This is a genomic window from Rhabdaerophilum calidifontis (assembly GCF_008641065.1).
GTDB classification, from domain to species: Bacteria; Pseudomonadota; Alphaproteobacteria; order Rhizobiales; family Beijerinckiaceae; genus Rhabdaerophilum; species Rhabdaerophilum calidifontis.
In genome coordinates, this window is sequence record NZ_VTRS01000013.1 from 1 (window position 1) to 12,016 (window position 12,016).

Genomic DNA, 12,016 nt, shown 5'->3' on the forward strand with positions numbered 1-12,016 from the left:
CGCAACGGGCGATCGGCTGCGCAACACCGACCAACTCCGCCGATCGCCCGTTGCTCCACCCGCGCCACAAGGCGTAAAACCCGCCGAGGCTCTAATCGCCGCTGGATGACAACTCAGTGGCAGGTCACCATTCCCCCCATCATTGATCGCCCGCTCTTCGACCGCGTCCAGTCGAAGCTCTCGGCCAACAATGCGCGCAACACGCCGCCCCGCGTTGTGAATGGTCCTTGCCTCCTCACGGGCTTGGCTCGTTGTGCGCGCTGCGGCTCGAGCATGACCCGCACAGGGACAGTCCGTGGCCGGAGGCGATATTCCTACTACACATGTGTTGGTGGCCACTCGACCGGCCTTAACCAGTGCAAGGGACGGCACAAGCGCATGGAGCTCGTCGATGCCGCTGTTATCGACGCTGTGCGCGGCCGACTTCTTGAACCAACGAAAATTGCCGAGGTCATCAGCGCACTCACCGCGCAGCTTTCCAGCAAGGAGGAAAACGGACGACAGCGCCTGTTGCACCTTGAGGCCACCGTCGCCGAAACCGGCACTAAGCTTCGAAGACTCTACGCCACAATCGAAGATGGTACCGCGGAGCTTGATGACGTTCTCAAGGGCCGCATCAGCGAACTGCGGCAGGAGCTTTCGCGCAACCAGGCTGAGCTTGAAAAAGCCAAGGCAGTTCTCCCGAAAAGCATCGCCGTTGATGTCGCGAAAATCGAAAGGTTCAGCAGGCTAGTCACGGAAAAGCTGGAACATGGCGATGTGAACGCACGCAAGGCCTATCTGCGATCATTCATCGATGCGGTTGAAATTGACGACAAACGTATCCGCATTATCGGCCGGAAAACGACACTGCTTGACGCAGTCAACGGTCGTTCTTCTTCGCCGAGAATTGTTCGTGGTTTTGACCGTGAATGGCGCGCCCGAAAGGATTCGAACCTCTGACCCCCAGATTCGTAGTCTGGTGCTCTATCCAGCTGAGCTACGGGCGCCGGCGCGACGTTGCGCCGCGCGAGAGGCGGTCTGATAGCGGTTCGGAAGAAAAAGGGCAAGCCTCATTGCGCGAGAAAGGGGATCCGGTTTGAACGGGCGACCGGATGGCGTAGAATGACGCAAGGCCCGGTCAGGCGGCCAGGCGAGGGAGCGGACAGGTGGAACGGCACGACCTTGCGGATGATGCTGCGGCGGCCCCGCTGCCGCGCGCCGGTGATCGGCTGCTTGTCGTGCTCGCCGCGATCCTGCTTGCGGCCGCGGCTTTCTGGCTCTGGGCCGGCAACGGGGTCCAGGTCTTCCTCGATCTCGTGAGCGCCGGCCTCGCGCTGTGCTTCTAACCGGAAGGCCGCAACGCGCCACCCGTGCGGGCATGCGGCGGGTTTGATCCGGGGATGATCGCGTGCAGGCCACCCGTCCGGCGTGCCTGACCATGGGCGGTCTTCTGCCAGTGATAGGGGCGCCGCGCCAGTTCCCGGAGCGCCTGCCACGCGGCGAGGCTCACCAGAAGATGTGTCACCGGTGCGAGCAGGATCCAGGGCGCGAGGAACAGCGCCCGCCGCCGCGCGAGCGCGACGAAAGCGGGAATGATCTCGACGGCGAGCGTCACCAGCAGGGTCAGCACCAGCATCGCATCGGCCAGGATGAGGAGCGGTCCACCGCTTCCGAGCGGCGTGCCGTTCGCGAGGCGCAGCGCGACCGCCAAGGCGAAAACGGGGGCCAGCAACGCCCCCGCCAGCACGGCGAACCCGGTCGCGGCGATCACCATGGTACGAAATGGGCCGAGCCCGGCGATCAGCCCCCGTGGATCGCGAAGCTGGACGACGAGCGTCTGCAGCCAGCCCTTGAGCCAGCGCCGGCGCTGGCCCAGCCAGGAATCGAGCCGGTTGGGGGCCTCCTCCCAGGTGGTGGAGCGGAGGTCGCCGACGCTCCAGCCGAACCGGGCGAGGCGCAACCCGAGTTCGGCATCCTCGGTGACGTTCCAGGCATCCCAGGCGCCGATCTGCCGCAGCACCGGGAGCCGGAAATGGTTCGACGAGCCGCCGAGCGGAACCGACCAGCCGGCACTGGCCGAGCCGGCCTTCATGCAATCGAACAGCGCGGCATAATCGATGGCGAAGCGCCGCGTCAGGAACCCGTCGCGCGGATTGGCGATCGCGAGCCGCGCCTGGAGGCAGGCCACCTGCGCCGGCAGCGCCCCGAACAGCGCCGCCGCGCGCAGGAGTTGGTCCGGTTCCGGCGCATCCTCGGCATCGTAGACCACGACAAGATCGCCTGTCGCGAACGGCAGGGCTGCGTTGAGCGCCCGCGGCTTCGTGCGCGGCGTGCCCTCCGGCACGGGGAAGATCAGGAAACCCGGCGGCCGCGGTACCGCCGCGAGCGCGGCGCGGGTTTCGGCATCGTCGCTCTCGACCAGGAACAGGATTTCGAGCCGGTCGCGCGGATATTGGAGCGCGTCGAGCCGGGCCACGAGATCGGCGACGATATTGGCCTCGCGATAGAGCGGCACCAGCACCGAATAGCGCGGCAGGTTCCGGCTTTCGACCGGGGGTGGCGGCGGTGCCGGCATCAGGCTCTCGAAGGTCGCGGTCAGCGCCGCCAGGCCCGCGATGACGAAGATTGGCGAGAGCAGAAGCGGCGGCAGAACCAGCGCTTCCACCGGAAAGAGGACGGCAAGGCCGCTCAGTACGCCGAGCCCCGCCAGGGCCAGCATCACACGCGCCGCCTCGCCGCGACCATGCCGGCCGGAGGCGTGCCCATGCCGTGCCTCCGGCGGCCGGGCGGAATGCCGCGCCGGCAGGGTGCACAGCGCGCGCCGGGCGATCCGGTCGCCATCGGCCTCCACGATCCGGTCGAGAAAACCCTGACGCCCGGTCAGGATCACCGGCGGGAGCCGGCCTTCGCGGTGCTGGCGAAGCAGAACCAGCGCGAGCGCGCCGTTCGGCTGCACCACGCGCGCGCCATCTTCCGTCCGGTAGGTGCGCAGCGCGAAGGCCTCCTCGGCCCGGCCGATGGCGGGTGGCGGCGGAATCGCGGCCGTCCTGGCGCCGAGCAGGTGCGCGAGCCCGGCCAGAAAGGCCGCTTCGCGGATCCGCCCCTCGCCGAGCGCGAGGTCGAACGGATCGGCGCTCAGCGCGCGGGCGCGGGTCAGGCAGGCATGCCATTCGGCAGGTGCAAGGCCGCAATGCGCCGCGAGCAAGTCGGCATCCCCTGCCGGCGCCGGGATGCGGCGTGCCGGGTGCGCGGGCGAAGGCGACGCGAGACGGGCAACTTCCATGGGGAATGCCGGAGGAATGTCGCCAATCAAGCGCATGCCTGCAACCATCCGTCAACCATGGGGCGCGTCGCGGGCGACCCTGGCCCCCGCCGCCTTCCCCTCTAGCTTTTGCCGGCGAAACCGTGTAATAGAAATACTCGTTTTGAGTATAACTATCCGGTGTCGCCGGACGGGAGGATGAACGATGGCCCAGCCAATAACGGCCCAGCGGATGACAGCGCCGGACGCAAGCCGGGCAGCGCCGGCGGCGCGGCTCGCTGCCCTGCCGCGGCCTGATCTGAGCTACACGCCGGAGGTTGCGGCCGAGACCGCGCCTCTCTACGAGCGCGTGCGCCACATCGTGCCGCCGGTGGAATGGCCATTCCACGCCCCTTACGTCGCCGCGATCAACCGGCTGAAGAAGGTGCGCGACGCGGTCATCCTCGCGCATAACTACCAGACGCCGGAAATCTACAATTGCGTGGCCGATCTGGTTGGGGATTCGCTCCAGCTCGCCAAGCTCGCGGCCCGCACCGATGCCCGCATCATCGTGCAGGGCGGCGTGCATTTCATGGCCGAGACCTCTAAGCTTCTCAGCCCGGACAAGATGGTGCTGATCCCGGATCTCAAGGCCGGCTGCTCGCTTGCCGCCTCGATCACCGGCGAGGATATCCGTCGCCTGCGCGCGGCCTATCCCGGCGTGCCGGTGGTGGCCTATGTCAACACCTCGGCGGAGGTGAAGGCCGAGGTCGATATCTGCTGCACCTCGTCGAATGCCGTGCAGGTGGTCGAGAGCCTTGGCGTCGACAGGGTCCTGTTCGTGCCGGACCAGTATCTCGCGAAATACGTGGCGTCGAAGACCCGGGTGCAGATCATCGCCTGGCATGGTGCCTGCGAGGTGCACGAGCGCTTCACCGGCGAGGAATTGCGCCGCTATCGCGAGGCGGATCCGACGATCAAGATCATCGCGCATCCGGAATGCCCGCCCGACGTGATCGCGGAAGCCGATTTCACCGGCTCCACCGCCGGCATGATCGATTACGCCAGGGCCCAGCATGGCGGCAAGGTTCTGCTCGTCACCGAATGTTCGATGGCCGACAATGTCGCCGCCGGCGCGCGCGACGTGGAATTCGTGCGGCCGTGCAATCTCTGCCCGCATATGAAGCGGATCACGCTGCCGAAGATCCTCGATTCGCTCCTGACGCTGAAGCACCAGGTCGAGATCCCCGAGGACCTGGCCGTTCGTGCCCGCCGCTCGGTCGAGCGGATGGTGAACCTGACTCAGTGACGCGCTTGCGCCGCGGACTTTGGTCCGCGGCGCGGCCCCGAAGCCTGATCGTCCCTCCGGTGCCCTGCATCGTCGGGGATTGCGGAACCGAGCCATGCCCTCCATTCTCATCATCGGCGGCGGCCTTGCCGGGCTCTTCACGGCGCTGAAGCTCGCGCCGCATCCCTGCACGGTGCTGACGCCGGTGCCGCTCGGCGAGGGTGCTTCCTCGGCCTGGGCGCAGGGGGGCATCGCGGCGGCGATCGGCACGGGGGATTCGATCGATTCCCATGTCGCCGATACGCTGGCCGCCGGCGCCGGGCTCTGCGATGCCGCCATGGTGCGGCTGATGGTCTCCGAAGCGTCGGACCGCATCCTCGATCTGCTCGAACAGGGCGTGCCCTTCGACCGCGATCTCGAGGGCCGGCTGGTGCAGAGCCGCGAGGCCGCGCATTCCGCGCATCGCATCGTGCGGGTGCGCGGCGACATGGCCGGCCGGGCGATCATGGAGGCGCTGGTCGCCGCCGTGCGCCGCGCGCCGTCGATTCGCGTGATCGAGGGCGCGGAGGCGTTCGCCCTGCTGCGCGCCGGGAATGGCGAAATCGCTGGCGCGCGCGCGTGGCTCGGCGGCCGCGCCGTGCGGTTTGCGGCGAGCCATGTCGTGCTTGCGACCGGCGGCGCGGGGCAGCTCTTCGCGGTGACGACCAACCCGCGGGAAGCCTGGGGCTCGGGCCTCGCGATGGCCCATGAGGCCGGCGCGACGCTCGCGAACATGGAATTCGTGCAGTTTCATCCGACCGCGATCGATATCGGCCGCGACCCGGCGCCGCTCGCGACCGAGGCGCTGCGCGGGGAGGGGGCGACGCTGGTGGATCGCGACGGCCGCCGCTTCATGCCGGATCTTCACCCCGATGCCGAACTTGCCCCGCGCGATATCGTCGCGCGCGGTGTGTTCGAGGCGATCGCCGCCGGGCGCGGCGCCTATCTCGATTGCCGCGCGAGCATCGGCCGGCATTTCCCGGACCTCTTCCCAACCGTCCACGCCTCCTGCGTGGCGGCGGGGATCGACCCCGTGACCGATCTCATCCCCGTTGCACCGGCGGCGCATTATCACATGGGCGGCGTCTGGACCGATGCGGATGGCCGCGCCCGCGGCGCAACCGCACCGGAACGGCTCTACGCGGTCGGCGAGGTCGCCTGCACCGGGGTTCACGGCGCCAATCGCCTCGCTTCCAACTCGCTGCTGGAGGCGGTGGTGTTCGGCGCCCGGGCGGCTGCCGCGATCGCGGGCTCGGGCGAGGGGTTCACGCTGCCGGAACCGGTCGAGGAGGGGGCGGCGGCACCGGCCGGGGCCGAGGCCGCGGCGGTCGCCGCCATCCGCGCGATCATGCAGCGCGATGTCGGCGTGCTGCGCGACGCGGAGGGGTTGCGCCGGGCGCGCGCGGAGTTGGCGCCGCTATGCCTGCGGCCGGCCGGCTGGCGCGCCGGCGCCATGGCCGGGCTCGCCGACGCGATGGCGCGCGACGCGCTGGCGCGCAAGGAGAGCCGGGGCGGCCATGCGCGGCGCGATTTTCCCGATGCGTGGCGCGAGCCCTGCTGGCAATATCACGCATCCTGGGGGCCGGAGGCGGATCCTGTTCGCGCGCCGGACGGTTTCGGCCCCATCCCGCATGGCGAGTTGCCCCGATGATCCCTCCGCTCCCCGCCCATCTCGTCAGCGAGGCCGTCTCCCGCGCGCTCGCGGAGGATCTCGGCCTCGCCGGCGACATCACCTCTGCGGCCTGCATCCCGCCCGGCCGCCGCGCGCGGCTCGTGATGGTCGCGCGCCGGCCCGGCCGCATTGCCGGGCTCCAGCTCGCGGTGGAGGCGTTCGGGCAGGTGGAGCCCGATCTCGATATCTATCTCGATCGACCGGATGGCGCGGCGGTCGCGCCCGGCGAGGGGGTGATGCGCGTCGAGGGCGACGCCAGGGCGATCCTCGCCGCCGAGCGGACGGCGCTCAATTTCGTCGGGCGCCTGTCCGGAATCGCGACCCTGACCGCCGAATATGTCCGCCTTGTCCAGGGCACGGCGGCATCGATCGTCTGCACGCGCAAGACGACGCCGGGGCTGCGCGCCTTCGAGAAGCATGCGGTGCGGTGCGGCGGCGGCCGCAACCATCGCTTCGGCCTGTTCGACGCGGTTCTGATCAAGGACAACCACATCGCCGTGGCCGGCGGGATCGCGCCGGCGCTGCGGGCCGCCCGGGCTGCCTGCGGCCATCTCGTCAAGGTCGAGATCGAGGTCGATACGCTCGATCAGCTCGACGAGGTGCTCCGGGAGGGCGCCGATGTCGTGCTGCTCGACAACATGGCCCCGGCCGTGCTGGCCGAGGCCGTGGCACGCGTGAAAGCGCGGCGCCCGGCGCTGCTGACGGAAGCCTCGGGCGGGGTCAGCCTAGAGACCGTGGCGGCGATCGCGGCCACCGGTGTGGACCTGATCTCGGTCGGCGCGCTCACCCATTCCGCACCGGTGCTCGATCTCGGCCTTGATATCGCGATCGGCTGAGGGCGTTCAGCGGCGGAGCGGCTGCCAGCCGTCATAGCCCGGCGCGGTCTGCACGACATGCGTGCGGGTGGCGTAGGTGGCCGGCACATGGTGATGCGTCACATGGCCGGGCTCGACCAGCACCGTGCGTTCGCGGGTGCCGTAGACGGCCGGGACGGTCTCGTGGATCGTCCGCGCCGGGCTGATCTCGACGAGGCGGTGGCGCGTCGCGAATTGCGCGGGCTCGGTGACCCAGCAGCCGATCTCGCGCCCCCAGCCGTCGCGGACGACCTTCCAGACGCGACGGGCCGGCGCGACCTCGACCGTCTCGGCGATCGTCGCGTAGCGCGCCGGCACCACGCGGGCCACGACATGCTCCGGCCGCAGGACGACGGTCTCCTGCACCCGGCCATAGACCGGCGGCACATGGCGGGCATGGGTCCGGGCGGGCGCGACCTCGATTGTCTCGGTCACCGTGCCGTAGGTCGGCGGGACATGGACGCGCTCGTAGCAGCGGCCGATGCAGCCGCCGCCGGCCTGCGCGATGGTGACGGACCCGAGAACGGCAAGGGCCGCGAGAAAGGCGGTTCTGCGCATGGAACACCTCGCTGGACAGGTTCTGTTCGTGCGGGAAGCATGGTCCGCCTGCGATAGAACGCAAGCAAAACGTGTGTGATGCGCCTTTTATTCAAGACGACGGTAAACCGACGCGGTTAAGCCGGGCCATGCGGAGCTGCCCGGCCCGCACCGCCGGCGGGGCTCAGCTCTGCCCCGGCCGGAGGCGGTAGAAGATATGCCGGCCGATCCGGTCGGTGCGCTTCAGCCGCCGCGACCAGTAGGGCGCGACGTAATCGGCATGGTAATGCGTCGAGGCGCCGACCGCATCATTGTAGCGAGCCCCTTCCATCACCGCGCGCGCGATGCGCTGCGCCATCGCCCAGGGCTCGGGTTCGGTGATGGCGAGGCTCCTGCCCTCGCAGGCGAAGGTGAACTGGCAGGCCTTGTAGCGGTGCCGGTTCTGGTAGACGACCCCGCAGACCGTGTTCGGATAGAGGCCGGAGCGGACCCGGTTCAGCACCACCTGTGCCACGGCCGCCTGGCCGGCCTCGGGCTCCGATCGCGCCTCGAAATAGACCGCCTCTGCCAGGCAGCGCTGCTCGCGCTTGAGGCTTTCCGGCGAGATGATGTCGAGATAGCCGGGTTGCAGGGAAAGCCGCGCGGTTTCGACCGGCCTGCCGGCCGCATCGCCATGCACCCGCGCGAAGGCGGGGATGCGCATGGCGGCGGCGGCGATGATCTCGGGCTCCACCGGCGCCGGTGTCACGGAGGAGAGGCTGGTCGCGCGATGCACCGCCGGCGTCGCGCCGTCCGGGCGCGACATGGCAAGGCGCTGCGGCGAGGTTCCGCCCGCCGCGGCGTCGCCCGAACCGCCGCTTTGCATGCCCGGCGCCAGCGTGCCGCCATCGAAGCGCTGGAGGCGCTGGAGCAGCACGCGGCTTGCGATCTCGCGTGTCAGGGCCGGGTCGAGCGGGCGTCCGGGAAGGATCGTGCGGTCGCCTTCGAACAGGATGGGCGCGCCGATCTGCTCGGGCGGGCGGATGGCGCGCGCGAGATCGACGCGGCGGATATGCGGCAGCAGCCGGCTCGCGCGGTTGAGGCTGATCGGCGCGGGGATCGCGGCGGTTGCTTCCCCGTGGAGCGGCAGCGCCGCCAGCCGCGGCGGCATCAGCGTCAGGCGCTGCGGCTCGATCATGGCCGAACGGCGGAATTCCTGGTCGAGCCGGCGCGTGCTCTCGCCGGCGCTCGCGGTGAAGGAGACAACCAGCGCCGCCGCGAGGCTCCAGGGTGTCAGGATCTGCGCGAGCATGCGCGCCGCGCCGCGTCCCTTGCGCTGGCGGCGGCGCCGACCCGGAATGCGATGCGTCCCGTCCTGCACGCTTCGGCTCCTGCATGCCGGCGTTGCGCGCTGGCCACGCGCAACCGGCTTTCACCCCCCGGGTTGAATAATCCGTTGCCGGGGTTCAGGGCCTCTTAAGGGAAAGGGTTAACCGGAACCTTGCGGCCTCATCCCTCGGTCTTCGTCACCCGACCGAGCGCGGCCTGCGCGGCCGCGAGCCGGGCGATCGGCACGCGGAAGGGCGAGCAGGACACGTAATCGAGCCCAACCTCCTCGCAGAAGGCGATCGAGGCCGGGTCGCCGCCATGCTCGCCGCAGAGGCCGAGCTTGAGGCCCGCCCGCGCCGCCCGGCCGCGCTCGGCGGCGAGCTTCACCAGTTCGCCCACGCCCTCGCGGTCAAGCGTGACGAACGGATCCTCCGCGAGGATGCCGCGCGCCTTGTAGGAGCCGAGGAAGGAGCCCGCATCGTCGCGGCTGATGCCGAGCGTCGTCTGGGTGAGGTCATTGGTTCCGAAGGAGAAGAATGCCGCGCTGCCGGCGATGTCGGCGGCGCGCAGCGCCGCGCGCGGCAATTCGATCATCGTCCCGACGCTGTAATCCACCGTCACGCCGCGTTCCTTCGCCACCGCTGCGGCCATCGCATCGATCCGCGCCTTGACGAGGTCCAGTTCGGCCCGCGTCATCACCAGCGGCACCATGATCTCCGGCGAGACGGCCGCGCCGGTCCGGCTTCCGGCCTCGATGGCCGCCTCGAAGATCGCGCGCGCCTGCATTTCGGCGATTTCCGGATAGGCGACCGCGAGGCGGCAGCCGCGGAAGCCGAGCATCGGGTTCGATTCGCGCAATTCGAGCGCCCGCACCCGGAGCTTTTCCGGCGAGGCGCCCATCGCCTCGGCGATCTCCTGGATCTCGCGCGGCTCGTGCGGGAGGAATTCGTGCAGCGGCGGATCGAGCAGCCGGATCGTCACCGGCAGGCCCTTCATGATCTCGAACAGCTCGATGAAATCCGAGCGCTGCATCGGCAGCAGCTTGGCGAGCGCCGCACGGCGGCCCTTCTCGTCATCGGCGAGGATCATCTCGCGCATGGCGATGATGCGCTCGCCGTCGAAGAACATGTGCTCGGTGCGGCAGAGGCCGATGCCCTCGGCGCCGAATTTGACCGCCATGCGCGCATCGAGCGGCGTCTCGGCATTGGTGCGCACCTTGAGCCGGCGGGATTGGTCCGCCCAGCCCATCAGCGTCGCGAACTCGCCCGAGAGTTCCGGCTGGAGCATCGCGATCTCGCCCTGGAGAACCTGCCCGGTCGAGCCGTCGATGGTGATGGAATCGCCGCGCTTGAGCACCTTGCCGCCGGCCGAGACCGTGCCGTTCACCATGTCGATGCGGATTGCTCCGGCGCCGGAGACGCAGGGTTTGCCCATGCCGCGCGCCACCACGGCCGCATGGCTCGTCATGCCGCCGCGCGTGGTGAGAATGCCTTCGGCCGCATGCATGCCGTGGATGTCCTCGGGCGAGGTTTCGACGCGCACCAGGATGACCTTGCGCTTCTCCCTGGCGGCCGCCTCCGCTTCCTCGGAGGTGAAGACGATCGCGCCGGTCGCGGCGCCGGGCGAGGCCGGCAGGCCGGTGGCGACCACGATCCGCTCGGCCTTCGGATCGATCGTCGGGTGCAGGAGCTGGTCGAGCGCCGCCGGGTCGACGCGCAGAACCGCCTCCTCGCGGCTGATCAGCCCCTCATTGGCGAGATCGACGGCGATCTTGAGCGCCGCCTTGGCGGTGCGTTTGCCGTTGCGCGTCTGGAGCATCCAGAGCTTGCCGCGCTCGATCGTGAATTCCATGTCCTGCATGTCGCGGTAATGCGTCTCCAGCAGGCCGTAGATGCGCACGAGTTCGCGATAGGCGTCCGGCATCGCCGCCTCCAGCGACGGCTTGGTGGAGCCCGCCGCGAGCCGCGCTGCCTCGGTGATGTCCTGCGGGGTGCGGATGCCGGCCACGACATCCTCGCCCTGCGCGTTGATCAGGAATTCGCCATAGAGTTCGCGGGCGCCGGTGGAGGGATTGCGCGTGAAGGCGACCCCCGTCGCCGAGGTCTCGCCCATATTGCCGAACACCATCGCCTGGACATTGACGGCGGTGCCCCAGCTTTCCGGAATGGCGTGCAATTCACGATACTTGATCGCGCGGGCATTCATCCACGAGCCGAACACGGCCGAGATCGCGCCCCAGAGCTGCTCGTGCGGATCCTGCGGGAAGGGGCGGCCGAGATGGTGCTGCACGCATGCCTTGTAGGCCTGGACGAGGTGGCGCCAATCGTCGGCGCCGAGTTCGGTATCGAGCGTGAACCCCTTGGAATCCTTATATTCCTCGAGGATGTCCTCGAAATTGTGATGCTCGATATCCAGCACCACGTTGGAATACATGGTGATGAAGCGGCGATAGCTGTCCCAGGCGAAGCGGGCGTCGTTGGCGAGCCGCGCCATGGCCTCGACCGTCACGTCGTTGAGGCCGAGATTGAGCACAGTATCCATCATCCCCGGCATCGAGGCCCGTGCGCCCGAGCGCACCGAGACGAGGAGCGGGTTCTCGGGATCGCCGAAGGCCCGGCCGGTCAGCGCGCCGACATGCTTCAGCGCGGCATCGACCCCGATCGCCAGTTCGGCCGGATAGCGCCGCTCATGCGCGTAATAATAGGTGCAGACCTCGGTGGAGATCGTGAAGCCGGGCGGGACCGGGAGGCCGAGATTGCTCATCTCGGCGAGATTGGCACCCTTGCCGCCGAGAAGGTTCTTCAGGCCCTGGTTGCCCTCGGCCTTGCCATCCCCAAACGTGTAAACCCATTTCGTCATGCCGGAACCTCCCGGATCTGATTTCGCAGGTGCGAAAGAGCGTCACTCTCCTGTCGCAAAAGGCGGCGGAAGGCAACCTGTACGAATGCGTGACGGCGGGATTGTCCCCCAGAGCTGGCTCGGGAAATCTGGACAGCGGGGATAAGTGGAAATTCTGCCTGAGATCGGCATGATGCCGTGAACAGGAGAGACCATGACGAGACGACCGCGCCGGAACCATAGCCCGGCTTTCAAGG

Annotated in this window: 9 protein-coding genes and 1 tRNA gene; 5 read left to right on the plus strand and 5 right to left on the minus strand. The window is 69.0% G+C overall.

Annotation, left to right across the window (positions count from 1 at the left end; translation table 11 throughout):
* Nucleotides 1-105 precede the first annotated feature (105 nt).
* Nucleotides 106-942 carry a recombinase zinc beta ribbon domain-containing protein gene (locus tag FWJ24_RS14875; RefSeq protein WP_150288524.1) on the plus strand — a complete coding sequence of 279 codons (837 nt, stop codon included), beginning with the start codon at nt 106-108 and terminating at the stop codon, nt 940-942.
* On the opposite strand, the gene FWJ24_RS14370 is transcribed toward FWJ24_RS14875, so the two are convergent.
* Nucleotides 913-989 (minus strand) — tRNA-Arg (locus FWJ24_RS14370). The two genes, FWJ24_RS14875 and FWJ24_RS14370, sit on opposite strands and share 30 nt — an antisense overlap.
* A gap of 159 nt (nt 990-1,148) precedes the next feature.
* Here FWJ24_RS14370 and FWJ24_RS14375 point away from each other — a divergent pair.
* Entirely contained in the window at nt 1,149-1,328 is a 180-nt protein-coding gene (locus FWJ24_RS14375; RefSeq protein ID WP_150288525.1) for a hypothetical protein, read from the plus strand.
* Here the strand turns inward: FWJ24_RS14375 and FWJ24_RS14380 are convergent.
* Nucleotides 1,325-3,187, minus strand: coding sequence for a glycosyltransferase (locus FWJ24_RS14380; protein WP_166443737.1), 1,863 nt, complete (start codon nt 3,185-3,187; stop codon nt 1,325-1,327). The two genes, FWJ24_RS14375 and FWJ24_RS14380, sit on opposite strands and share 4 nt — an antisense overlap.
* 289 nt (nt 3,188-3,476) lie before the next feature.
* On the opposite strand from FWJ24_RS14380, the gene nadA reads away from it, so the two are divergent.
* The 3 genes from nadA (at nt 3,477) to nadC (ending at nt 7,058) form a co-directional block, all read left to right on the plus strand.
* Entirely contained in the window at nt 3,477-4,532 is a 1,056-nt protein-coding gene (gene nadA / locus FWJ24_RS14385) for a quinolinate synthase NadA (RefSeq protein ID WP_246155707.1), read from the plus strand.
* A gap of 94 nt (nt 4,533-4,626) precedes the next feature.
* Nucleotides 4,627-6,201, plus strand: coding sequence for an L-aspartate oxidase (locus FWJ24_RS14390; RefSeq protein WP_150288528.1), 1,575 nt, complete (start codon nt 4,627-4,629; stop codon nt 6,199-6,201).
* Entirely contained in the window at nt 6,198-7,058 is an 861-nt protein-coding gene (gene nadC / locus FWJ24_RS14395) for a carboxylating nicotinate-nucleotide diphosphorylase (protein WP_150288529.1), read from the plus strand. Before FWJ24_RS14390 ends, nadC begins: the two co-directional genes overlap by 4 nt.
* A 6-nt stretch (nt 7,059-7,064) precedes the next feature.
* Here nadC and FWJ24_RS14400 read toward each other — a convergent pair whose 3' ends face one another.
* From FWJ24_RS14400 to ppdK, 3 genes are all read right to left on the minus strand, one after another.
* Nucleotides 7,065-7,634, minus strand: coding sequence for a hypothetical protein (locus tag FWJ24_RS14400; RefSeq protein ID WP_150288530.1), 570 nt, complete (start codon nt 7,632-7,634; stop codon nt 7,065-7,067).
* 163 nt (nt 7,635-7,797) lie between these two features.
* On the minus strand, nt 7,798-8,973 hold the full coding sequence (locus tag FWJ24_RS14675; RefSeq protein WP_246155706.1) for a cell wall hydrolase: 1,176 nt from the start codon (nt 8,971-8,973) through the stop codon (nt 7,798-7,800).
* Between the two features lie 128 nt (nt 8,974-9,101).
* On the minus strand, nt 9,102-11,780 hold the full coding sequence (gene ppdK, locus FWJ24_RS14410) for a pyruvate, phosphate dikinase (RefSeq protein ID WP_150288531.1): 2,679 nt from the start codon (nt 11,778-11,780) through the stop codon (nt 9,102-9,104).
* Nucleotides 11,781-12,016: the final 236 nt, after the last annotated feature.

Coding starts and splice junctions, on each gene's coding strand:
- ppdK (WP_150288531.1), bottom strand. CDS start 11,780: ATGACGAAATGGGTTTACACGTTTGGGGATGGCAAGGCCGAGGGCAAC.
- FWJ24_RS14400 (WP_150288530.1), bottom strand. CDS start 7,634: ATGCGCAGAACCGCCTTTCTCGCGGCCCTTGCCGTTCTCGGGTCCGTC.
- FWJ24_RS14390 (WP_150288528.1), top strand. CDS start 4,627: ATGCCCTCCATTCTCATCATCGGCGGCGGCCTTGCCGGGCTCTTCACG.
- nadA (WP_246155707.1), top strand. CDS start 3,477: ATGACAGCGCCGGACGCAAGCCGGGCAGCGCCGGCGGCGCGGCTCGCT.
- nadC (WP_150288529.1), top strand. CDS start 6,198: ATGATCCCTCCGCTCCCCGCCCATCTCGTCAGCGAGGCCGTCTCCCGC.
- FWJ24_RS14875 (WP_150288524.1), top strand. CDS start 106: ATGACAACTCAGTGGCAGGTCACCATTCCCCCCATCATTGATCGCCCG.